Origin of the sequence: Paenibacillus sp. B1-35 (assembly GCF_050474385.1) — a bacterium.
Classification (GTDB): Bacteria; Bacillota; Bacilli; order Paenibacillales; family Paenibacillaceae; genus Paenibacillus_B; species Paenibacillus_B alvei.
The window spans coordinates 106145-128634 of record NZ_JBCHVJ010000002.1; the positions used below are offsets into that span (position 1 = coordinate 106145).

At 47.4% G+C, this 22490-nt stretch carries 21 protein-coding genes; 13 read left to right on the forward strand and 8 right to left on the reverse strand.

What is annotated here, in order from left to right; genetic code table 11:
• Window positions 1-16 precede the first annotated feature (16 nt).
• The 7 genes from ACQ5BJ_RS07935 (at window position 17) to ACQ5BJ_RS07965 (ending at window position 5769) form a co-directional block, all read left to right on the forward strand.
• Window positions 17-1453, forward strand: a complete 1437-nt coding sequence (locus tag ACQ5BJ_RS07935; protein WP_005547579.1) for an NAD-dependent malic enzyme — start codon at window positions 17-19, stop codon at window positions 1451-1453.
• Window positions 1454-1463: 10 nt separating this feature from the next.
• Entirely contained in the window at window positions 1464-1604 is a 141-nt protein-coding gene (gene sda / locus ACQ5BJ_RS07940) for a sporulation histidine kinase inhibitor Sda (protein ID WP_081505748.1), read from the forward strand.
• Between the two features lie 417 nt (window positions 1605-2021).
• Window positions 2022-3077: an ABC transporter substrate-binding protein gene (locus ACQ5BJ_RS07945; protein WP_430110237.1), complete on the forward strand. Its 1056-nt coding sequence runs from the start codon at window positions 2022-2024 to the stop codon at window positions 3075-3077.
• Between the two features lie 217 nt (window positions 3078-3294).
• Window positions 3295-4206, forward strand: a complete 912-nt coding sequence (locus tag ACQ5BJ_RS07950) for an ABC transporter permease (RefSeq protein ID WP_430110235.1) — start codon at window positions 3295-3297, stop codon at window positions 4204-4206.
• Between the two features lie 2 nt (window positions 4207-4208).
• Complete coding sequence (locus tag ACQ5BJ_RS07955) at window positions 4209-5069, forward strand: ABC transporter ATP-binding protein (RefSeq protein WP_430110374.1); 861 nt, start codon at window positions 4209-4211, stop codon at window positions 5067-5069.
• A 41-nt stretch (window positions 5070-5110) separates the two neighbouring features.
• Window positions 5111-5248, forward strand: a complete 138-nt coding sequence (locus tag ACQ5BJ_RS07960) for a hypothetical protein (protein ID WP_262866983.1) — start codon at window positions 5111-5113, stop codon at window positions 5246-5248.
• 332 nt (window positions 5249-5580) lie between these two features.
• A complete protein-coding gene (locus ACQ5BJ_RS07965; RefSeq protein ID WP_005547588.1) occupies window positions 5581-5769 on the forward strand; it encodes a hypothetical protein in 189 nt (62 codons plus the stop codon).
• A 77-nt stretch (window positions 5770-5846) separates the two neighbouring features.
• Here ACQ5BJ_RS07965 and ACQ5BJ_RS07970 read toward each other — a convergent pair whose 3' ends face one another.
• The 3 genes from ACQ5BJ_RS07970 to ACQ5BJ_RS07980 form a co-directional block, all read right to left on the reverse strand.
• Complete coding sequence (locus ACQ5BJ_RS07970) at window positions 5847-7985, reverse strand: ABC transporter ATP-binding protein (RefSeq protein ID WP_268620182.1); 2139 nt, start codon at window positions 7983-7985, stop codon at window positions 5847-5849.
• Window positions 7986-8003: 18 nt separating this feature from the next.
• On the reverse strand, window positions 8004-9740 hold the full coding sequence (locus tag ACQ5BJ_RS07975; RefSeq protein WP_262866984.1) for an ABC transporter ATP-binding protein: 1737 nt from the start codon (window positions 9738-9740) through the stop codon (window positions 8004-8006).
• 653 nt (window positions 9741-10393) lie between these two features.
• On the reverse strand, window positions 10394-10846 hold the full coding sequence (locus tag ACQ5BJ_RS07980; RefSeq protein WP_005547591.1) for a DUF441 domain-containing protein: 453 nt from the start codon (window positions 10844-10846) through the stop codon (window positions 10394-10396).
• Between the two features lie 84 nt (window positions 10847-10930).
• Here ACQ5BJ_RS07980 and pcp point away from each other — a divergent pair, with 84 nt between their 5' ends.
• Together pcp and helD are read left to right on the forward strand one after the other, a co-directional pair.
• Window positions 10931-11590 carry a pyroglutamyl-peptidase I gene (pcp, locus tag ACQ5BJ_RS07985; protein WP_005547593.1) on the forward strand — a complete coding sequence of 220 codons (660 nt, stop codon included), beginning with the start codon at window positions 10931-10933 and terminating at the stop codon, window positions 11588-11590.
• Window positions 11591-11669: 79 nt separating this feature from the next.
• Window positions 11670-13967 carry an RNA polymerase recycling motor HelD gene (helD, locus tag ACQ5BJ_RS07990; RefSeq protein ID WP_430110229.1) on the forward strand — a complete coding sequence of 766 codons (2298 nt, stop codon included), beginning with the start codon at window positions 11670-11672 and terminating at the stop codon, window positions 13965-13967.
• Between the two features lie 223 nt (window positions 13968-14190).
• On the opposite strand, the gene ACQ5BJ_RS07995 is transcribed toward helD, so the two are convergent.
• Genes ACQ5BJ_RS07995 through ACQ5BJ_RS08005 form a run of 3 tightly spaced genes read right to left on the reverse strand, consistent with a single transcriptional unit; the run spans window position 14191 to window position 17235 of the window.
• A complete protein-coding gene (locus ACQ5BJ_RS07995) occupies window positions 14191-15126 on the reverse strand; it encodes a glycine betaine ABC transporter substrate-binding protein (protein WP_005547598.1) in 936 nt (311 codons plus the stop codon).
• Window positions 15127-15131: 5 nt separating this feature from the next.
• Entirely contained in the window at window positions 15132-15971 is an 840-nt protein-coding gene (locus ACQ5BJ_RS08000; RefSeq protein ID WP_005547600.1) for an ABC transporter permease, read from the reverse strand.
• On the reverse strand, window positions 15952-17235 hold the full coding sequence (locus ACQ5BJ_RS08005) for a quaternary amine ABC transporter ATP-binding protein (protein WP_430110371.1): 1284 nt from the start codon (window positions 17233-17235) through the stop codon (window positions 15952-15954). Before ACQ5BJ_RS08005 ends, ACQ5BJ_RS08000 begins: the two co-directional genes overlap by 20 nt.
• Before the next feature lie 325 nt (window positions 17236-17560).
• On the opposite strand from ACQ5BJ_RS08005, the gene ACQ5BJ_RS08010 reads away from it, so the two are divergent.
• Together ACQ5BJ_RS08010 and ACQ5BJ_RS08015 are read left to right on the forward strand one after the other, a co-directional pair.
• Complete coding sequence (locus ACQ5BJ_RS08010) at window positions 17561-18118, forward strand: GbsR/MarR family transcriptional regulator (RefSeq protein ID WP_005547604.1); 558 nt, start codon at window positions 17561-17563, stop codon at window positions 18116-18118.
• 199 nt (window positions 18119-18317) lie between these two features.
• On the forward strand, window positions 18318-19517 hold the full coding sequence (locus ACQ5BJ_RS08015) for a GntR family transcriptional regulator (protein WP_430110225.1): 1200 nt from the start codon (window positions 18318-18320) through the stop codon (window positions 19515-19517).
• Between the two features lie 87 nt (window positions 19518-19604).
• On the opposite strand, the gene trhA is transcribed toward ACQ5BJ_RS08015, so the two are convergent.
• Window positions 19605-20252: a PAQR family membrane homeostasis protein TrhA gene (gene trhA, locus ACQ5BJ_RS08020; RefSeq protein WP_005547608.1), complete on the reverse strand. Its 648-nt coding sequence runs from the start codon at window positions 20250-20252 to the stop codon at window positions 19605-19607.
• A gap of 134 nt (window positions 20253-20386) precedes the next feature.
• Window positions 20387-20563 carry a hypothetical protein gene (locus tag ACQ5BJ_RS08025; protein ID WP_005547609.1) on the reverse strand — a complete coding sequence of 59 codons (177 nt, stop codon included), beginning with the start codon at window positions 20561-20563 and terminating at the stop codon, window positions 20387-20389.
• A 140-nt stretch (window positions 20564-20703) separates the two neighbouring features.
• Between ACQ5BJ_RS08025 and ACQ5BJ_RS08030 the strand changes: the two genes are divergently transcribed.
• Window positions 20704-21465 carry a DUF3891 family protein gene (locus tag ACQ5BJ_RS08030; protein ID WP_005547611.1) on the forward strand — a complete coding sequence of 254 codons (762 nt, stop codon included), beginning with the start codon at window positions 20704-20706 and terminating at the stop codon, window positions 21463-21465.
• A gap of 107 nt (window positions 21466-21572) precedes the next feature.
• On the forward strand, window positions 21573-22097 hold the full coding sequence (locus ACQ5BJ_RS08035) for a hypothetical protein (RefSeq protein WP_005547613.1): 525 nt from the start codon (window positions 21573-21575) through the stop codon (window positions 22095-22097).
• The last annotated feature ends 393 nt before the right edge of the window (window positions 22098-22490 follow it).

The following is a 22490-nucleotide window of genomic DNA, read 5'->3' on the forward strand; positions in this document are numbered from 1 at the left end:
GGGGAGAGTGCAATCCATGGCCAAGTCACTAGGTTCTAGCACGAATATTATTATCCGGATGGAAATTGACAAGCATGTATGTACATTTGCTCAGATTGCAGCAGCAATCGGTGAGAGCGGCGGGGATATTGTTGCGATAGACGTTATTCGCGGCACTCCGGCATTTACCGTACGGGACGTTACAGTCAATGTGTATGATGGCAGTGTTGGTGACCGCATCGTACAGCGGCTGAAGCAGCTCAAGGGTGTTACGATTGTAAACGTATCGGATCAGACGTTCTTGATGCATCTCGGCGGCAAAATTGAAATGACCCCGAAGGTGCCGATTCGTAACCGTGACGATTTGTCGCGCGTATATACGCCAGGTGTAGCACGCGTATGTATGGCCATTCACGAGGATCCAAGCCGTGCTTATACGCTTACGATCAAGCGTGACACGGTTGCTGTTATCTCGGATGGAACGGCGGTGCTCGGGCTTGGCAACATCGGTGCGCTGGCAGCTATGCCGGTTATGGAAGGAAAGGCGATGCTGTTTAAGCAATTTGCCAATGTAGATGCATTTCCAATTTGTCTGGATACGCAGGATACGGATGAGATTATTCGTACCATTGAAGCAATTGCTCCGGCATTTGGCGGCATTAACCTGGAAGACATATCCGCGCCGCGCTGCTTTGAAATTGAGCAGAGACTGAGTGAAAAATTAGACATTCCAATCTTTCACGATGACCAGCATGGCACATCTGTCGTTATGCTTGCAGGGCTGCTCAATGCCCTTCGTATTGTTGGAAAATCAATTGAGAACTGCAAGATTGTACTGTGCGGTGTCGGTGCGGCCGGCATGGCATGTACAGAAATGCTGTTGACGGCTGGCGTTGTAAATATAATTGGCGTGGATCGTCAAGGAGCACTTGTTCGAGATACGGTATATGAAAATGACGCATGGAATCGATATGCGGCAAAGACGAACCCGAACTTAGAACGAGGCTCGCTGAGTGATGTGATCCGAGGTGCCGATGTATTTATTGGAGTATCTGGACCAGGCGTATTGAAGAGAGAGGATGTCATGACGATGGCTTCCGATCCGATTGTATTTGCTATGGCTAACCCGACTCCGGAGATTGATCCAGATGAAATCGAAGATATCGCCCGCATTATCGCAACAGGCCGATCCGATTATCCGAACCAAATTAATAATGTTCTCTGCTTCCCAGGTCTGTTCCGCGGCGTGCTCGACTGCCGTGCGTCAAAGGTGACGGAGAGAATGAAGCTGGCAGCGGCTAACGCGATTGCTGAAGTTGTACCCGCAGAAGAATTGAACGAACTATATATTATTCCAAGCGTCTTTAATGCACAAGTTGTGCCGAAGGTTCGTGATGCGGTCGTGGATGCGGCCTATGCGGATGGTGTGGCACGGAGACGTGACTACAGAGACGCGATGAACAAAGGGGTATAATCTACGTGTCATGTATATGTTATTGACTGACGAATCACTTCAGGAGGCTTATCAGGAAGCCGTTCGCATGCAATTAGAGACATTATTTGTTGATATGCTTCATGCTGAAATTGAATTTCGCAAGAAGCAGGCAGGTATGGATGCGACTTGATGGTGATGGTAAGCGATACAATTGCGCAGTACGTATAGGAATCCCAACATAGATTTTGTGACAGCCACTCTTTCAACAGCAATGTCTGAAAGGGTGGCTGTTCTGCTTGAAAGTGGATGGGAAGCGATTTCAACTGAAAAAAGACAAAAAAATGAAATAAAGTGCTAATTTATAACATATTTATCAAACGTTATTATTGACGATATGGAATATGCAGGTACAATATGCCTATAATACGTTACTCAGATCATGCTTTTAAGCTTTTATGGATCTACGCTTTTATGTAGTAAAATATTAGGCGGTAATTGACCACTGATGATGTAACGTCCAATCAGCTTGGTTCTGTAACGAGGTGGTAATTAGACAGTTTAGTAGGCAGTTAATGAGATCAATCGAAAAAGAAAGGGTGTGTTAGTCATGAAGAAATCACGTCGCCATCTGGTTATGACTTCGATGATGTCGCTGCTTATACTGTTCGCAGCCGCATGCGGCAATGGAGGGGCTTCCAATAGCTCCGGCAGCGAAGGAAGCGGAGAATCGACCGGCTCCAAGTCTGCAGAAGGGAAAAAAGTAAAGATTGGCATTACGCAGGTTGTCAACCATGCATCCCTCGATGAAGCGTACAAAGGATTCGTTCAGGCCTTGAAGGATAGTGGCTATGTTGAAGGGGAAAATCTGGTGCTGGATTATCAAAATGCACAAGGGGATCAGACAAATGCAGCTACGATTGCTCAGAAGTTCGCAACTGGCGGAGTTGACCTTATTTTAGGCATTGGAACCTCTGTCTCACAAGCGGCGGCGAAGGAAACGAAGGATATCCCTGTCCTGTTCACGGCTGTAACGGATCCGGCAGGGGCAGGTCTTGTCCAGAGTATGGAGAGCCCAGGCGGTAATGTTACCGGAACGACAGACCTTCATCCGGAGGCAATATCGAAGCTGATGGAATTCATTAAGAATAGTATTAAAAATATGACTACAGTAGGCATTATTGCGAATGAAGGAGAACAGAATACAGTAGTCAATGTTCAGAAGGCAGAAGAATCCTTGACGAAGCTTGGATTATCTGTTGTGAAGGCACCTGTTACAAATAGCTCTGAAGTGAAGCAGGCAGCGGAATCGCTTATTGGGAAGGTTCAGGCTATTTATGTGCCTTCTGACAATACCGTAGTAAGTGCATTGAACTCGGTCATCGGTGTAGGCAATGACAATAAGATTCCGGTATTTGTCGCTGAGAAAGATTCCGTGAAAAACGGTGGTGTTGCTTCCTTCGGTTTTGAATATTTCGACCTGGGCTATACGACAGGAAAGATGGCTGTTGAAATCTTAAAGGATGGCAAAAAACCTTCGGAGGTTCCTGCCCGCATTCCTGAATCCCTTGACTTGGCGCTGAACTTGAAGGCAGCAGAAGCACAAGGATTTGAAGTTACCGATGCGATGAAGCAGCAGGTGAAGCCGGAAAATTTGTTCCAATAACATGCTGAGTGCGAGGTACAGCTAGCTGTACGAGCGTTGAACAAGCATAATGTACTTCTATGCAGCCTCTACCTAACCATAATTTATCCGTTAAGCTGCAGACGGCGGAATACATACGGCCTGTACGATGACGGTTCGTAGTTCACTGTAACGGTGGTGCGTACTGCTTTCGATGCGGGCCGTTCATTTATTTTGAAGATGAGAGGAGCGATCGCTTGTGGATGGAGTTGGATTAGCAATGCTGAAATCAGCCGAGTTGGGTGTACTATATGCCATTATGGCGCTAGGGGTATATTTGACCTTTCGCATACTCGATTTTCCTGATCTTACGGTAGACGGGAGCTTTACAACAGGAGCTGCGATCGTTGCATTATCTATCACATCAGGCATGTCACCATGGCTAGGAACCTTGCTCGCTTTCGTTGGGGGCGGAATCGCTGGCATGATTACAGGTATTATTCATACGAAAGGGAAAATCAACGCCCTCTTATCTGGAATTTTGATGATGATTGCGCTGCACTCTATTAACTTGCGAATTATGGGCAAAGCCAATATCGGCCTCATGCAAAAAGAAACGCTGCTTACCCCTATATCGCATGGATTTACATTGTTGATTGTAATGGGCGCATTTGCGATGCTAATTAAATTCGGTCTGGACTGGTTTTTGCGCACCGAGATCGGCTTATCACTGCGTGCGACAGGGAACAATTCACGCATGATTCGCAGCTTTGGTGTGCATACCGACAATACGATTATTCTCGGTGTCAGCCTTTCTAATGCACTGGTTGCCTTATCAGGAGCGCTGGTGGCGCAATCACAAGGATTTGCGGATATCCAGTCAGGCGTCGGCATGATTGTCGTCGGGCTGGCATCCGTAATTATCGGGGAAGCGATATTCGGTCACCGTACGATCTTGCGCGCTACGTTTGCTGTCGTATTAGGTGCAGTTCTGTATCGGATCATTATTGCAGTAGCCATGCGATTGCAAATGAATGCAACCGACTTAAAGCTGTTGACTTCCATTATCGTTATTGTTGCCTTAACGATACCAATGATACGCAAAACGTTACATCAACGGCGTGCAAGCAGGTTGCGTGCGTTCCAGACGATTGAAAAGGGCGGTGAATGAAGATGCTGCATGTCAATCAGGTAAGCAAGTTTTTCAATGCGAACTCAGCGGATGAGAAAATGGCGCTGTCACACATCCAGCTTCATCTGCAGTCTGGTGATTTTGTGACAGTCATCGGCAGCAACGGTGCAGGGAAGTCGACCTTAATGAATATCATTTCCGGTATGATTACATCTGATGTAGGAAGTGTATCTATAAATGGCCATGATGTGACGTATATGCCAGAGCATCGCCGCAGCCGCTGGATTGGACGCGTGTTCCAGAATCCAATGGCCGGAACTGCTCCGGATATGACGATTGAAGAAAATATGGCTATTGCACTGAAACGAGCCGCCAAACGAAGGCTTGGCATAGGTGTTACGCGGAGTCGCCGGGCTTTGTTTAAGGAGGAGCTGTCAAGGCTTAAGCTCGGTCTGGAGAACCGATTGAATGCCAAGGTTGGTCTGCTGTCTGGCGGAGAGCGCCAAGCATTGAGCCTGCTTATGGCCACATTTACACAGCCTAGCATATTACTGCTTGATGAACATACTGCAGCGCTTGATCCAGGCCGTGCAGAGCTGATTACCCGATTGACGGATGAAATTGTACATGCTTCTTCTTTAACCACTCTGATGGTAACGCACAATATGGAGCAGGCAATTCGGCTTGGCAACCGTCTTATAATGATGGATAAAGGGAAGATTGTGCTCGATATTCCTGCTAAGGTGAAGCAGACACTCACAATAGATTCACTGCTCCGTGAATTCGAGCGAGTTCGTGGAGAGAAGTTTGTTGATGATCGGGTAGTGCTTGGGGGGGATAGCAATTTTTGCCACCCAGCACGAAACATCCTACAGGAATTAGATCGATTCGAGTCGTTATAATTCAGGTGGAAGCGGGAAGTCTAAAGGTGGAGGTGATTGATATGCCGCATAACAAACCGCAGCGAATTCATCATCAACGTAATCAAGCCAGCATTATGGAGGAACAAGTAACTCCGAAAACCGGCAAGATTGCCCACCGTGCAGCAAGCTTGAACCAAATTCCAAAGCAGCAAGGCTAGAGGGATAATCCATTAATGACAGATTGCCTGATGCCTCGTACTTAGGAGTTGGGGACAGCTTTTGCTGCTTTGGTAAGCCTCATGAATAAGAGATGACAAAGGAGATGTAGACAATGGCACACAAACAGCAAGGGCATTCCCGTCAAAATACGACGACTCGTACATCAGATGCCAATAACGCAAAAGGTAAGAATAAGTAAAACGAAGGCCATTATATTTGGCTTCAACCGGTAATAATCCTAGTTTATAACGTATTAAGCTCTTACATGGAGGAATAAGTATTTCTTCCATGTCTTCTATGTCAAACGCCTTTCAAGGAGGATGCCAATTCAATGGATCATCTGAATCTGGAGAGCGATTATTCTTGTTCTCAGGCAAGTTCTGATCTCCCCCAGCTTAAGGCAGAGCTCGAATCGCTTCGCACGAAGGCGATTGGAGGAATGTCTTATGATCTGGAGCAGGAAATCAATCGAGTGGAAAATCAAATTCACTTTATTAAAAATAAGTGCTCCCTGCGTTAATCAATAATGCCTAAAAGAAGAAGCGTCCACTAAGCCTGCACATGCAGACGAGGTGAACGCTTTTTTCTTGTGGCCAATTAGGTTGCAGAAACGGCCGTTGATGTATCTGCTTTAAGCTTCGGATTGGTTGTATCCAAAGCATTCACTGTATGTGCAGGAGGCTGCTCAAGAGGTGAAGCCACTGAACCCTGCTGAAGCTGGTACATTTTATAATATCGTCCTTGCAGCTGCATGAGTTCGTCATGTGAACCCTGCTCTACAATCTCTCCACGATGCAGTACAAGAATCAGATCTGCATTGCGAATCGTCGACAAGCGGTGGGCGATGATGAATGTAGTACGCCCACGCTTCAATACATCGAGCGCTTCCTGGATCAATGCCTCTGTCTCGGTATCAATGTTCGCTGTCGCCTCATCCAAGATTAAAATAGAAGGCTGGAACGCAAGTGCACGGGCAAAGGAAATCAACTGCCGCTGTCCGGCAGAAAGTGTGCTTCCTTTCTCAATCACAGGCTCATCAATCCCATTCGGAAGCTGCTTCAATATTCGGTCTGCACCAACGGCCTTCAAGGCGTCCTCCACCTGCTGGCGGGAAATGCGCGGATCACCAAGGCTTACATTGCTTGCAATTGTTCCTGTAAAGAGGAACGGGTCTTGCAGTACGATTCCCATATGCTCCCGAATCCACTGCTTCGGTACACTTGTAATAGGCGTGCCATCAATGCGAATTTCCCCTTTTTGCGGGTCGTAGAAGCGGAAGAGCAGGTTCATGATCGAGCTCTTGCCGGATCCGGTATGGCCGACGAGAGCAACTGTTTGTCCTGGCTTTGCTTCGAAATTGAGGTTCTTCAGGACGTAATCTTCCTTGTATGCGAAAGATACGCGGTCGAACTCAACATGACCCTTGTAGCGCGGCATGGAACCTTCGTCGAGCTCCTCTCCATACTCATCCATCAGCTCAAATACGCGGCCAGCCGATACCAGGGATGAATCCAGATTAGCTAGTTGGTTCACCATTCCGATAATCGGATGGAACAAGCGGTTCAACAGGTCGGTGAATGCATACAGCACACCGAGCGTGATGATCCCGGAGCCGTTTAAGGAAGCACCTGCGAAATACCAGAGTACAGCCGCAAATGCAATGTTACGCAATACGTTCACCAAGTTGTGCGAGGTGAATGCATTCAAATTCAACATCTTATTTTGATACGTAAAATATTCGTCGTTCATGGCGTTGAACTCATCCATCGTTTGCCGTTGACGGCCGAATGCACGAATAACAGGCATTCCTTGAATAGATTCGTTGATCATTGCGTTGATGGAGCTAAGCCGTGAACGAATGATCTTGTTATAGCGGGTTGCAAACTTACGGTAAAGGATGACCCATAATACGATTAGCGGCAGCACGAACATACAGACGAATGCCAATTTCACATCCAGTATGAAGAGCGCTACATAAATCCCGGATATCGTAATAATTCCTGACGTAAAGTTAGCAAGAACGGAGACGAACAAGTCTTTCACTGCTTCTGTATCATTGGTAACGCGCGAGACTACTTTACCTGCAGGCAAATTATCAAAGTACGGAATAGGCAGTCGCTGCACATGTGCATATACGTCGCCGCGAAGTGTGCGGATAACGCGGTTCGCCGCTGTCTGCAAGCCAAGCGTCTTGCCGAAGCTCATGAAGATGCTGACGACAAGCAATCCGAAATAGAGAGCCATCAGCTTCACAATGCTTGCAATCTCCGGCTCATAGAATCGAAGTATGTCCTGCAAGGACATAACGGCAGCAGGGGAAGACCAAGCCTGATCGCCAGTACGAATCGTCAGGGTTCCATCCTTGTATGATCGTTCTCCCGTCGCTTGCTCAGGAATGTGACCATTCACGAATAGGAACTGGGATCCGACTTGCAGAATGCGCGCTTCTGGGCCTTTCTCCTCGCCAGGCTCAAAGCGATCCTCACGCTTTAAGGTACGCCCTTCATATGTGATGGTTCCCTCTGCTGAAGAATTAGCTTCATAATAGGGCTTTTCTATCCCTAAAATATGTTTGTCGATAATCGTCTTGGCGATAAATGGTCCGGACAGCTCGGCTGCCACGGCTAACGCTAACATCAGTAAGGCAAGTATGAACGTGCCTTTATATTTCAACGCATAGCGCCACAATCGTCTGCCTACATGACGGGGCGCTGCTTTTGGTTGTTCGATTTCCACGTAGTATTTCCTCCCTTCTTACAATCCCGACTCCAATTGCTGGCGGTCATACTGTTCTTTATACCAGCCGCCCTGCTGAAGCAGTTGCTCATGCGTACCTTGCTCGACGATGCGGCCATCATCCATGACGATAATCATATCCGCATGTTCGATGGCGGAGAGACGGTGCGTCGTAATGAGTGTCGTCTTACCGGCACGCTGCTCGCGAATGTTCTTAATAATATTCGCTTCTGTCCGTGCATCTACTGCAGATAGAGCGTCGTCCAAAATAAGCACTTCTGGGTCTTTTATGAAGGCGCGTGCCAGAGACACACGCTGCTTCTGCCCGCCAGACAGTGCAACCCCCTTCTCCCCAACGATGGTGTCGATACCGTTGACCAAGGTAGGAAGGTCATGTGTGAAGGAGGCTGTATCAATCGCATTCATCACATCTTGTTCCGTACCGTGTTCGGAACCGTATAGAATATTTTCCTTCACGGTCTTGGAGAACAGAATTTGCTCCTGTGGCACATAACCAATCCAGCTTTGGAGCTGATCCATTGGAATTTGATCAAGCGGCACGTCATTAATTAAGAACTGACCATTCCCGATTGGATACTCCCGCAGCAATTGTTTAATGAATGTTGACTTGCCGCTGCCGGTACGTCCGACAATGCCCAGCGTTTGGCCTTTGCGCAGCGTCAGTGAAATGTCCTCCAGATTAGGCACCGTAGACGATGGATACTGGAACTTATAATTTTTCCAAGTGAAGGTTGCAGGAACTTCGACTTCCTTCGGCTGTACTGCATCCTGTACATCTGGTGTATAATGGAGAACTTCGTTTACCCGATCCATTGCGGCATTTCCGCGCTGCATAACATTAATGAGCTCGCCGATAGCGAACATTGGCCAGATCATGAACCCAAGGTACATATTGAAAGTCAACAGTTCTCCCAGTGTCATCTCATTATGAATAATCAGATAAGCTCCGAATCCAAGCCCGATCATATAGCTAAGCCCGATAAATAAGCGAATAACTGGGTCGAACAACGCGTCGACTTTGGCAACCGCGACATTCTTCTCATATACGTCCTGGACGATATTGCGGAAGTGCTGTTCGTCTGATTTCTCTTGTACGTAAGCGCGAAGGACGCGCACACCGCCAACCGATTCAAGCACCTGGTCATTCATCTTGCCGAATGCGTCCTGCGCAATGGTATAGCGCTCATGAATCATCTTGCCGAAGATCTTCATGGCAATTGCGATGAATGGCAGAGGCAGCAGAACCGCCAGAGTCAATTTCCACTGCATGAGGAGCATAGCGACAAGTACAGTAGCCAAAAAAGCGGTCGAGTCTGTTAAGGTGAGCATGCCGAAGCCTGTTGTCATTGCGACAGAACGCAGGTCATTCGTTGAACGTGCCATTAAGTCACCAGTACGGTTTTTTTCAAAAAACGGAGGTGTCATCTTCAGGAAATGGCGCATCAGCCTAGAGCGCAGCTTGCGTTCTACGAGGTTGGCTCCTCCAAAGATCTGATACATCCATACGTACGTAATTCCATAAATAATCACCATGGAACCTAAAATGTAAAATAAGTACTTCGAAAGGGACTGCCAAGTAATCGTCCCCGTTACGATATCATCGATAGCATTGCCTAGCAGTCGGGGAGGAAGCAGTTCTAGCACACCTACTGCAATAAGTAGGGTTACCCCGATTAAGTATCTCGTTTTGTGTTCTTTGAAGAACCAGCCGAGCTTTCCTAGTACGGAAAACATACACTCACATCCTTTGTCATTTGGTGCAGATTGATATCAAGACAATAAAAAAAGGGCATACCGTTCGTAAACGATATCCCTTTGATGAGTAAGGTCATATATACGAGCGGTGGCCGCCCGTTGTCCGATGGTTGATTCCATTGTACGATTACAAATGCTCCTGAATCGAATACTCGTATCAGGACAGCATGATCAATCGAAATGGATTCATTTTACCGTTCGATCTGAATTAAGAATAAGTCAAATCGCTCGGTTCAGCAGGGCTCCATTGATATGAAATTGCATGTGTTGTGTTATCCACATGTAGGTTTAGCAATTGTACTGTTAACATGGAGTTCGCCTGCCTTTCTGTCAAAGTTAGTTGGACGACATCGTGATCGTCCTGTCTGCTTGTTGATTCTAGCACTGCGGATAAAGCATTGTCAATCATTTTATTGCACAAAATTAACACTTGACTTATCTGACTTTATAGCGATGATTGCCTCTCGTTTTTCACAAAGCCACATCCCCAATTGCCGCTTCTTGCTGCTAAAGCGGCAACTTTAGATGAGGGAGGGCATTTGTGTATGAATGGCACAGCATCCGAATGTAGTTGCGAACTGTTTGCCGTACATAGGGAATCATCGTATGATGTAGATGATTTGATTATATCCTTATGATTTTCCAAGCAGCAGCGACAGTATGCCTGCTGCAATCAGGGGGCCGACAGGAACACCGCGGAACAAGGCAACGCCCAGAACGGTACCGACGAGCAGACCTGCTACAACGGTGGGGGATTGGGTCATTAAATGAGCGCCGCGCCCTCCCAAATAGGCGACGAGCATGCCGACGGCTACAGCTAAAAGGGATTTCCAATTCATGAAGGACTGTACGATCGTATCAATGGACATTTTGCCGCTCGCAATAGGTGCCATGACCCCGATTGTCAATATAATGATGCCTACGGTCAGCCCGTACTTCTCGATCCAAGGGAACAGGCTCTGCATATTCGTCACGCGGAGCAGCAATAGAACGACCATTGCGATGGTAACGGTAGAATTGCCGCTCACGATGCCTAGCCCCGCAAATCCGAGAAGGATGAGGGATGAAATATCTAGTTGTGACATGGTATGTATCTCCTTTCACATTCGTTGACAAGAATAGCATATTTCCTATGTATTGAAAATAAAACAGATCGGAGTGCTGCATAGATGAGCAACACATTATTGATAACAGGATTTGACCCATTTGGGGATGAAGCCATTAATCCTTCTTGGGAAGCCGTGAAGCAGCTTCATGGACGTACAATCGGTCATTACAACGTTCATGCCGTTCAGCTTCCGACCTCATTCGAACGCGCGGGCGCGGTGCTTGGTGAAGCGATGGAGCAAATCAAGCCGGATGCTGTGATTTGTGTCGGACAAGCCGGAGGCAGACCGGATATTACACTTGAGCGCGTGGCAATTAATTTGCAGGATGCGCGCATTCCGGATAATGATGGAGCGCAGCCAACAGATGGAGCTATTGTTGAGGGCGGGCCTGTTGCTTATTGGGCACGAATGCCGCTGAAAGCGATTCGCGCCGCCGTGCTGGAGGCCGGCATCCCTTGTTCCATTTCCTATACAGCGGGTACCTTCGTATGCAATGCAATATTTTATTGGTTAATGAACAGGCTGGCTGAGCAGGAAGGCAGTGAACAAATGCGCGGCGGATTTATTCATATCCCATTTTTGCCCGTACAGGCTGCTCGTTATTCCAATATGTCTTCCATGTCGATTAATGATGTGGTGAAGGCGCTGGAGACGGTTATTGTTCACTTGAATGATGTGGAAAATACAAGCGACAGCGCGGGGACGTTACATGGCGCCTAAGTTTAGGATATAATAGTACTTTTCGAAATAAATCCTATAGGGAATTCGAATCGGCCGGTAGGCGGAAAGGAGTTGCAAGGTGAACGAACAACCTTCCATGAAGGATGAGGAAGAATTATATCTGTCACGCGTGCTTCGCTTGATGGATCGCCAGATCGCTGCATTGGAAGCAACCGCTGAGGAGCGGCAGGCTGAAATTGTAGAAATGAAGCGTCATTTCTGGGATGAGGTCACAGTCGATAATGACGAGATGTTCGAAACGTATGTAAGCATCATGCAGCAAGCGAAGGATTTGGCTAGTCATGAGCGTGTACAGAAGCATGCAGCCAAATGGCTGAACAAGCTCCGCAAGCATATCCAAGCGCCGTACTTTGGACGCGTTGATTTTATAGAGGCAGGGGATACGGAGACGCTTCCGGTTTACATCGGACTGATGTCTGTAACGGATGAGGAAAGCGGTGAGCATTTCGTCTATGATTGGCGTACGCCAATTGCCGGTTTATTCTATGATTACGCGCCTGGACCGGTTCAGTATCGTACGCCAGCGGGTGTTATTGAGGGGGAGATGACGCTCAAACGTCAGTTCCTCATCCGTAATGGCCGCTTGGAGGCCGTTTTTGATACTGGCATTCAAATCGGCGACGATATGCTGAAGGAAATGCTGAAGCGAAGCGCGGATACGAAGATGAAGAGCATCGTCAGCACGATTCAGCGCGAACAGAATGCCATCATCCGGGATGATTTGCACGACGTGCTAATCGTACAGGGGGCTGCTGGAAGCGGGAAGACGTCTGCGGCGATGCAGCGGATCGCGTATTTGCTGTATAAGTACCGCAGCAGCATGCGATCCGAGCAGATTATTTTGTTCTCGCCAAATGATTTGTTCAATGACTATGTATCCAATATTTTGCCGGAGCTTGGCGAGGAAAATATGACGCAGACGACGTTCCAGTCTTATATTGAGCACCGTCTCGTTACAGAGCGAAGCATTGAGGATATTTATGATCAGACTGAACGCCTTATGCGCGGCATGGATCGCTGGACAGCCTCGAGAGAAGCGAGAGTCGAGGCTGCGGCTGCCAGATGGAAGGCTTCAGCCGGCTATCAGCAGGTGCTGGATCGCTATATCGACTCTTTACAGCGGGAAGGCGTGCGCTTTATCCGCTTTGGTACGCCAAAGCGAACAATTATTAGCGCTGAGCAGCTTGCAGAACAATTCTATGTTCAGTTTGCGGATTGGTCCTTGCCGGCTAGAATGGACAAACTAAGAGACTGGCTGCTGGAACAGCTCCGGACTTGGGCGGTTAAGGAGCAGAAGCGCATATACCGGAAGCTGCAGCAGCAGCCAAATTACTTAGGGACGGAAGAAGAGCTTCGCGATATGAGCCGCAAGCAGGTGAACAAGTGGTTGAAGCGGTTCCGCAAGCAGGCGAAGGAACTTCGTTTTGTCGAGTGGGAAGAGATGTATTGCGACTGCATGCGCAGTCTTGAGCATTGGGCGAAACAGGCCGCGGCCATCACGAACGTAAATGATACCGTGGATGTGGAAACGATACGTGCGATCGGACTGCGGTCAGTAGAGCAGTTCGAAGCGGGAATTATTCCATTCGAGGATGCCTCTCCATTGCTGTATCTAATTGAAAGTGTAGAAGGATTCGACACCTTCAACCATATTCGCCATGTTGTCATTGATGAAGCGCAGGACTATTCTCCATTCCAATATGCACTGCTGACACGGTTATTTCCACGCAGCCGGTTCACGATATTGGGTGATTGGAATCAAGCGATCTACGAATCGAATCGCATGGGCTCAGCAGCAGCGCTGCAAAATGTATTTACGGAGAAGAAGGCCGGCGTGATTACACTACGCAAAAGCTATCGTTCTACTCGCAATATCATGGAGCTGGCAAGCAGCATTCTTCCGAATGGCGAGCAGGTAGAACCGTTCAGCAGAGAAGGAGAAGAGCCCACTATCATTCGCTGCGAGGACGAAGAAGAGCAAATGAAGCAGGCTGGTGAGCAACTGGCGGCATGGGCAGCAGAGAACAATCTTGCTTCTATTGCAATTATTACAAAGGATGAAGCTACCGCGGAACGGGTTCATAATCAGCTGCAGCATAGCTTCCCGCAATTGAAGCGGGTATCGAAGCATACAAAGCAGTTCGTTACCGGACAATGGGTTGTCCCCTCCTACCTTGCTAAGGGATTAGAATTCGACGGGGTTATCGTAATTGACGCGCAAGAGCAAGCGTATGGTCATGAAGCAGATCGGAAGCTGTTCTACACGGTGTGTACTCGCGCGATGCATCGTCTTGCACTGCTGGCTGTAGGTCAAGTAACGCCGTTCCTCGATGCATGGAGCGGAGAAAGAGCTTAATCTTCACAGCATGGATATTCTAAGTAGGAAAAGCGCCTGATGGCACGGGGTTCGGATGTAACCTCCGAGCAGTGCCGCCGGCGCTTTTTTTATTGGGGGCTTATGTTGTGATAGATTCGATTTCGTTCATTTGTGTACGATCGATATCCATCGTTTTGTAGCTTGAATTTAATCATCTGCAAAGGGGGAATGATATCTTATGCTCCATGAACGACCATCCGCTCTATTTCGTCATATCTTCAATCGACTGAATCTGCATATAGGACGGAACGACAAGGCCAATTTTCGTTCCGTTTAAGTTCGGGCCAAGATCATCCACGTCATTTTTGAATCGATCGTAGTAATCCTTATGAGTCTTTGGCAGCCAAGCTGCTACGATAGCATCGACATCACCATTTGCGACACCTGTCCACATGGGGCCGGCTTCTACTTGAATAAGATCGACTTTGTAACCGACTTTCTCCTCAAGCACCGCTGCGATAACATTTGTGCTTGCAATCTCAGAATCCCAAGCCACATAACCGAGTTTCAGCTTCTTTCCTTCGATTTTATCTATGCCGTTCGTCCAAGCAGCGGCCTTATCCGCATTGGCTTCTATCCAAGCTTTGGCCGCGATGTTCGGTTCCTGACCGTCATGGATAGCAACCATCACCTGAGCCATATCGTCAGCAACCCATTTGAATTGATCCAATGTCTTGTATGCCTCGGGCTCCTCTTCCTTTAAGCCTTTGCGAGCGATGGTATGGATTTGCTCGTCACCACCGAAGATCCCCTTCGGATCCTCAAGATATTTCAGATCATATTTTGCGAACATCCAGTGCGGTGTCCAGCCCGTGATAATGATAGGCTCCTGTTTCTTGATTGCCTTATCCAGAGCCGCGGTCATAGCAGCCCCTGAACCTTCAATGAGCTTCCAGTCGGTTAACCCGTATTCCTTAATCACTTTCTCGGTGGATTGCATGATTCCGGCTCCGGCATCGATTCCTATAATCTTATAGTCAACCTGTTTCCCAATGCTCTCGCTGGTCGAACCACCGCTTCCACCTTCCTCTTGGCTGTCCGATTTACCTCCTGAAGCAGATGAACAAGCAGCCAGCGTCCATCCCAATACGGCAATCAGACCGATTAACATCCAGTACCTCGTACGATTTTGTCTCATATTCATCACGCTCCTTGTTTGTTCGTTTTCCGGTTTTTAAGCGAATGTTGAGAGAAACGATCTAAAATAATGGCTAATAGTACGACAGACAAGCCTGCCTCGAAGCCCTTGCCGATTTTGAGCATGGTGACAGCGCGGTAGACCTCGGTGCCGATGCCTTGCGCTCCGATCATCGAGGCGATAACGACCATAGAAAGGGTCAGCATAATCGTTTGATTCACACCAGCCATCAAGGTTGGCATGGCGACGGGGAGCTGCACCTTCCATAACGTCTGCATGGATGTGGAGCCGAATGCGGAAGCAGCCTCAATCATGTCATGGGGAACCTGCCTGATGCCAAGCTCGGTTAGGCGTATGGTAGGAGGGACTGCAAAAATGATAGAGGCAATTACACCCGGAACTATGCCTAAACCGAATAAAAATACAGCAGGAAGCAAATAGACGAATGCGGGCATGGTCTGCATGAAATCAAGAATAGGCTTCACAAGGCGAGATAGCCTATTGAACTTGCCGCAGGCAATGCCTAGCGGGATGCCGATAAAGATGGAAATTACAGTGGAAACGATGACTAGTGCAAGTGTGTTCATGGTGGGTATCCAATAACCCAGCCAGTCGATGATGAGCAACCCGATAGCGGTTAACAGAGTGAGTGACCATCTGCCCAGCAAAAATGCGAGCAAAGCGGCCGCAACAATGAACAAGTAAGACGGCATGATGAGAAAAAGGCTTGATATTGCCTCAACACTATGCTCAATCCATTTGGAGAGCAGTTGGAACAATCCGTCAGCATTCGTACTTAGCCAATCAACACCATGTTCGACCCAATTACCGATGCTCAGCTGCATGATTTAACACTCCTTCCGCTGCAAAACTGATATCAGTGACTGTTGCAGAATAGAGCTCTAGTTGGGATTGGGATGAGGGTGGGGAATCGGGCAGATTGCCTGCAAGCGCTCCAAGCACAGCTCCTCGGACAATCGCGCCAAGCAGCCTGCCATCTGGGTCAACTACAGCTATTGGCAGCTTGGCCTCGCCAGACAAGGCGAACAATTCGTTTAGAACAACAGTGGGCGATACAGTTGGAACTTCTGTGTGCATGGCTTCCTGTAACGTTAACCTGCTGCGTGCAGCCTCGCTTGCCTGTTCGGCTGTAACGACTCCTTGAAGGGACTTATCCTTCCCGACCACGAACAGTGTGGAAATTCCAATATCCCTCATTAACTGCAGCGCTACACGAGGGCCGCGATCTTGGGATATCGTCTCTGGCCTGCGCATGATATGCGCGGCGGTGAGTACCTTGGATAAGTCTACGCCTTCAACGAATCGCTCTACATATTCGTCTGCCGGCTGCATCAACATTTGCTCAGGAGTTCCGATTTGGATCAGCATGCCGTCTTTTAGCAGGGCGATGCGATCGCCGATGCGAAGCGCTTCATCCAGGTCATGCGTGATGAAAATGATCGTTTTGTGCATTTTTTGCTGCAGGGCAAGCAGTTCATCCTGCATGTCGCGTCGGATGAGCGGATCGAGCGCGCTGAATGCTTCGTCCATAAGCAAAATATCTGGATCGTTGGCTAGAGCGCGTGCTAAGCCGACTCGCTGCTGCATGCCGCCGCTCAATTCATCCGGGTATTTGTCCTCCCAGCCGTTAAGACCGACGAGACGGAGTGCTTCGGCTGCTTTGCGGTAGCGTTTTTCTTTGGAGAGTCCTTGTATTTCGAGGCCATATGCGGCATTGTCCAGCACACTGCGGTGGGGGAAGAGCGCGAATTTCTGAAATACCATTCCAATGGTTCGGCGTCGAACCTCCCGCAGTTCAGTTGTGTTCAGCTTGGAGATGTTACGATCCTTGAGCCAGATCTCACCGGAGGTCGGTTCGATGAGACGATTCAGCATGCGGACGAGTGTAGACTTTCCGCTGCCGGATAGGCCCATGATGACGAATATTTCTCCTTGTTCCACGGCAAAGGACACTTGGTTAACAGCTACGGTTGCTTGTTTTTCTTTGGCTAGCCGTTCTCTTGACCATCCTTGCTGCAGCAGAGCGAGTGCTTTTTGTTCGTGATGTCCAAATATTTTAGTCACTTGGCTGACCTTGATCATGGACAATCCTGTCACCCCTTTTGCGTATGGATTCTTGTGCATGAAAGATATATCCATTTTAACCCTTGGAAAAATTAGATAACAACTATTAAAACTGTTCGTAAAAAACGTTCAGAAAAAACTTTATAAACTTATGCTTTCATATGCTTGCAGATGCTAATATTTGCTATTCCATTTGCTCCTTTACAATTTGTTCCTGTTCTCTTACAATGTGTTCGTTGAACATGGAGAAGGAGTATACCCACCAGCGTTCACTAATACATATACGGGACGGTTTCGAATCGAACGGCAGTGGCCGCACAGACATGATTCGGCACAGGAGGAATGACACATGGCTACGTTCGCACAGTTGACACAGGAGCAGAAGAGCGTTGTCGAGAAAGCTCGCAATCGTGTCATTGAAGCGATCGGACAAAATATGGACTTGTATGGAATGACCCATTCGACAGGTCATCTGTACGGCTTGCTGTTCTTCAGCGATCATCCGATGACATTGGATGACATGAAGCGGGAAATGGAAATGAGCAAGACTAGCATGAGTACGGGCGTGCGAACTCTTGTGGACATGAAAATGGTGCACAAAGTGTGGGAGAAGGGGACGCGCAAGGATCTATATGAGGCGGAGCAGGATTGGTATCAGACCTTTACCGACTATTTTGGCCTGAAGTGGAGAAAAGCGGTTGAGATGAATATGTCCGCCATCCGACGCTCGATGAGGGAGTTGGAGACGCTGCGCAGCAGCTCGGATGATGATCAGCTTGCTGCTGTCATCTCTCTAGATCTTTCCAAGATGAGGCAGGCGGAAGCCTACTACGAATGGCTTGACCGATTGATTGATGCACTCGAGTCCGGGGATATTTTTTCACTTGTGCCGAAACGAGAGCAATAAACGAGTGAACAGCTTGATACTAGCTGCAATGATCCGCATAATTTAATTTCACTAGTTTTAATAATTTTAACTATTTTAGTAAGCTTGAAGAGGGCGGTAACCAACCGTCCTTTTTTTCTTCCGGTTTTTCCCTGAACATTGTCTCTTTTTCCTAAATGCTATATTATATATATTAAATTAATAATTAAGGATGATACGAATGAGCTATGATTCTCGATCGCCGCTATATTTGCAAGTACAGCGATTTATTGAGGATATGATTCAAAATAAACAGCTGAAGCCGAATGATCGAATTCCGACAGAGAAGGAGCTGATGGAACAGTTCCAAGTAAGCCGCATTACAGTTGTGAATGCGCTTGCAGCACTTGTGAAGGAAGGGTTGATCTATCGAGTTCCGGGGAGAGGAAGCTTTGTCTCAAAGCAGATTATGGGCAAAATGATCATGGCCCAGGAAGAGTCGAATAACGCAAATACAAATGAAATGCGAGATAGCAGCGTGTCAGGATTTGCCGGACGTGAACGAAGAAAGAAAGTCGTGGGATTCGTCATGCCTACGCTCGATGATTATTTTGCGATGAGACTAATAAATTCCATTCAGAAAACGCTGAATGAGCGAGGTTATTCCCTTATCGTTGCATTCAGTGGAGGCTCGAAGGATCGGGAGGAACAGCAAATACGAGAGATGCTGGAGATGGGCATAGCGGGCTTGCTGCTGTTTCCGGTGGATGAAGATATGTATAACGAGGAAATTCTGTCATTGAAGGTGAATGGCTTCCCGTTCGTGCTTATTGATCGCTATTTGCCTGGAGTGGATACGCATTATGTGTGCTCGGACAATCGCCTAGGGGCTGAAATGGCTGTCGCTCACTTGTGGGAGCTGGGACACCGCAATATTGCAATATGTACGGATGCATTTCGGGATTGCGTCAGCGTGCAGGATCGCATAGCTGGATATATGAATGAATATCAGAGAAGGGGTGCCATGATTAATCCGGCGCTTATTTTGACTGATTTCACAATTCCTGTCGGCGAGGAAGCGGATGATTCTGTTTTGGCTCGGTATATGAGGAGCGGGATAGCTACTGCATATATTGCATTGCACGGCAAACTAGGCATGCGTATGCACCAAATTGCGAAGCGGGCTGGACTACGTGTTCCCGAAGATATTTCGATAGTGACATTCGATGATCCAGAGCATCTGGAAGAGAGAGAGACATTTTTCAGTCATATTTATCAAAATGAAGCGCAGATTGGCCGCCGAGCGGCTACGATTCTGGCCGATATTATGGATCGTCCGGAGCAGGACGGTGCAGCAGGCAAGGAAGTGTATCATAAAGTTATTCTTGAGCCTCAGTTCGTAAACAGACGTTCAACTGGACCATGTCAGTCTGAACAGTAACCCCCACATTATACTTCACATCACCGCCAATCTCAGCGTACATGCGGAGATTGGCGGAATCATGAACAGGGTAATTCATAGATAGAGCTACACCCGAATTTCAACCAAAGTGAGTACAGAGAAGAAGTGGACAATAGAGCCCGCTAACACGAATAGGTGCCATATCATATGATGGAAGGGGAAACCTCTCCATACGTAGAAAATCGTACCCAGCGTATACAGGATGCCGCCGATGACCAGCATGGTCAGACCGAAGGATGGCATAGTTTCTGTCAGTGGATGCCACGCCCACACGATGAGCCAGCCCATCGCAATATAGAGCAGCGTGGACATAAAGAGGAATCGTTTGGTGAAGAATGCTTTGAATACTACGCCTCCGATAGCAATTGTCCATACAATCGTGAATAGTGTCCAACCAATAAGCTTAGGCAGTGCGATTAAAACCAACGGTGTATAGGTGCCGGCAATAAATAAATAGATGGACGCATGGTCGAATGTTTCGAACAGATCCTTAACCTTGCCTTCGGGGAAGCTATGCACCAATGTTGATGAGGTATACAGGAGCAGCATGGATATGCCATAGATCGTAAAGCTGACGACATGAATGGGCTGTCCATACAAGGCGGCAAATACGATTAATAGCGTCAAGGCAGATATGCTCATGACCACGCCAATTCCATGAGTGATCGCGTTAGCGATTTCTTCGCCGCGCGAGTAGGTGTGAGTATTAGCCATACGGCGGCACCTTCCTTTCTATTGGATCCGTTCATGCGGATCTAGTTACTTCTATTGTAACGAAGTGGGAAGGGTGCTGCAAATGATCCATAATACTTTTCAAAAAGGTAACAAACAGAGGAACGTAGAGGCAGTTACATAGCAACAGCGCCGTCATCTATCCGTTTCCGGCATAGGCTTCGGCGCTGCTCTGCTTTCTTATTCGGTACTACTTGCGTATACGGCTTTCGGGTCCAGCTGCCTCGCAGCAAGCTAGGGTCGAGTTGTCCTGCGCGCTCTAACTTGCGGCGCTTGTTGGATGTCTTGCTCATGGTATCCCTCCTATATGTTTATCTCACACAGCATAACCGCTGCCAATGGAAAAATCAATAACCGTAAGTCCTAATTAGGATTAAGGGGGCACTTCCTTCTCCTTAAATGGACGATACGAAGCCAAAGGAGCTGTATAGAAATGATTATTCGGACGAGGAAAGATGAAATCGTATTCATTGCACAACATGACCATGGATATCTATCAGGCGAAATCGCTTCGAAGTTCCGAACGGAATTGCTTGGTACACGTGACGGATATGAGGATGCCGTATATGCTGCCTATGAGCATGATTGCAGCTGGATCGGACTTGATGATACACCCATTTGGAATGACGCACAGCAGGAGCCGTATACATTCATGGATTATCCGATGCCCTTAAGGCTTGCATTCTATCGAAAGGGGCTGGACGATATCGAGAAAGTCAATCCATATGCCAGCCTATTATGCAGTAAGCATTTCGCTTCTTTCTTTCATATAGAGGAGCAGAAGGACGTAATCGAATTTCTTCAGCATGAACGGCAGCGTCAGCGGCGAATAAGGGAACAATTTGTGGATTTGCCGGATTTGACAATAGCCAATCATTTTCGAATGCTTCAATTTTGCGATGATCTGTCCCTGTATGTGTGCTTAAATGAGCCAGGAGTGTCAAAAGATAAAGAGTTTCCTTGGTATCAGGACGGCTTCGAGCGTACAGAACCTTTTAATGTACAATCAGGTGAGCAATTGCAAGCCGAGTGGCTGGATGACAGGACGATTCGGGTAACTCCAACTCCATTTACGGAACCGTTTACCGCCATGTTATCTTATAAAGTTGTAGCCAAGGAGCGAATACGCAAGATAGGGATTGCGAGCGCCTATAAGGAGGCTGAACGGAGAAAGCAGGTCATTCATTTCGTGTAATTTTTCATGAGTGATGAAGGGGGGAGCGTAGGGAGTGTCGTCCTAGAATGCGGAGTATGAGAACGATATAGGGGAAACTATGGGGAAGGAAAGGGAGGTAGAGGAGCTTGAATAGCAGAAGTATTAAGGCTCTCTCCTTAATCGGCTTAGGCATTTTGCTGATGCTGGTTACATGGAGCGGATGGGGCGCCGAGAAGTTTGCAACTGCAGGAAGCATATTTGGTTATTTTTGGCCGACATTGTTTGTCATCCCACTCGGATTATTTTTTCATTTTATGTTCTTCTTTGTTACCAAGGGGCGCGCAGCGGGGCTGCTCATACCTGGCGGAATTTTGATCGTCAGCGGTGTGGTATGTCAAATCGGGATGCTGTTCGATGCATTCGGTACGGTATGGCCTGGATTTCCGCTTGCGGTGGCCTTCGGCTTATTTGAATTTTATATCATGGGGAACCGTAATAAATGGCTTCTTATTCCGATTAGTATTCTGACCTGTGTATCGCTATTGTTCTTTGCCGTCTTTTCCTTGAGTATGTTTGCAAGCTCTTCCCTAATCGGGATTGCATTCGCAGCGTTTCTTATTATGGGTGGATCAGCGATGCTGTACAAAAAACCGGAGATTTCGGATTTTTAACATGTACATAAAAATGTTTTGCTTATAAAAGATAGGGGAGTGAACCCCTAAATACAGGATAGCGGTGTACGCTGATGATTTGATGATCACGGTGTCACCGCTTCATTTTTTTGACCAGGAAAAAATAGTGAAAGGCTCGCATAAGTGTTCCATCCACCTTGAATGGTCTTGTGCTTTTAGGTTTTGGTTTGTTTTATGATATAAGATATAACATAGATCACACAATTTAGTTAAAAATGTGTCCAAATATTGACATTGATTATGACGATATGATAATATAACGTTAAAATAACGCACCATGAAAAAAACGTATTACAAATACTCGACAATCCTGAATAACTCATTGATTTTGAATTAAAAAACTCCAGCATTCAGCACGGCACTGTGCATCTA

What these genes read in the sequence shown, in the direction of transcription:
- ACQ5BJ_RS07935 (WP_005547579.1), top strand. Translation starts at nt 17, where the DNA reads ATGGCCAAGTCACTAGGTTCTAGCACGAATATTATTATCCGGATGGAA.
- sda (WP_081505748.1), top strand. Translation starts at nt 1,464, where the DNA reads ATGTATATGTTATTGACTGACGAATCACTTCAGGAGGCTTATCAGGAA.
- ACQ5BJ_RS07945 (WP_430110237.1), top strand. Translation starts at nt 2,022, where the DNA reads ATGAAGAAATCACGTCGCCATCTGGTTATGACTTCGATGATGTCGCTG.
- ACQ5BJ_RS07955 (WP_430110374.1), top strand. Translation starts at nt 4,209, where the DNA reads ATGCTGCATGTCAATCAGGTAAGCAAGTTTTTCAATGCGAACTCAGCG.
- ACQ5BJ_RS07960 (WP_262866983.1), top strand. Translation starts at nt 5,111, where the DNA reads ATGCCGCATAACAAACCGCAGCGAATTCATCATCAACGTAATCAAGCC.
- ACQ5BJ_RS07965 (WP_005547588.1), top strand. Translation starts at nt 5,581, where the DNA reads ATGGATCATCTGAATCTGGAGAGCGATTATTCTTGTTCTCAGGCAAGT.
- ACQ5BJ_RS07975 (WP_262866984.1), bottom strand. Translation starts at nt 9,740, where the DNA reads ATGTTTTCCGTACTAGGAAAGCTCGGCTGGTTCTTCAAAGAACACAAA.
- ACQ5BJ_RS07980 (WP_005547591.1), bottom strand. Translation starts at nt 10,846, where the DNA reads ATGTCACAACTAGATATTTCATCCCTCATCCTTCTCGGATTTGCGGGG.
- pcp (WP_005547593.1), top strand. Translation starts at nt 10,931, where the DNA reads ATGAGCAACACATTATTGATAACAGGATTTGACCCATTTGGGGATGAA.
- ACQ5BJ_RS07995 (WP_005547598.1), bottom strand. Translation starts at nt 15,126, where the DNA reads ATGAGACAAAATCGTACGAGGTACTGGATGTTAATCGGTCTGATTGCC.
- ACQ5BJ_RS08000 (WP_005547600.1), bottom strand. Translation starts at nt 15,971, where the DNA reads ATGCAGCTGAGCATCGGTAATTGGGTCGAACATGGTGTTGATTGGCTA.
- ACQ5BJ_RS08010 (WP_005547604.1), top strand. Translation starts at nt 17,561, where the DNA reads ATGGCTACGTTCGCACAGTTGACACAGGAGCAGAAGAGCGTTGTCGAG.
- ACQ5BJ_RS08015 (WP_430110225.1), top strand. Translation starts at nt 18,318, where the DNA reads ATGAGCTATGATTCTCGATCGCCGCTATATTTGCAAGTACAGCGATTT.
- trhA (WP_005547608.1), bottom strand. Translation starts at nt 20,252, where the DNA reads ATGGCTAATACTCACACCTACTCGCGCGGCGAAGAAATCGCTAACGCG.
- ACQ5BJ_RS08025 (WP_005547609.1), bottom strand. Translation starts at nt 20,563, where the DNA reads ATGAGCAAGACATCCAACAAGCGCCGCAAGTTAGAGCGCGCAGGACAA.
- ACQ5BJ_RS08030 (WP_005547611.1), top strand. Translation starts at nt 20,704, where the DNA reads ATGATTATTCGGACGAGGAAAGATGAAATCGTATTCATTGCACAACAT.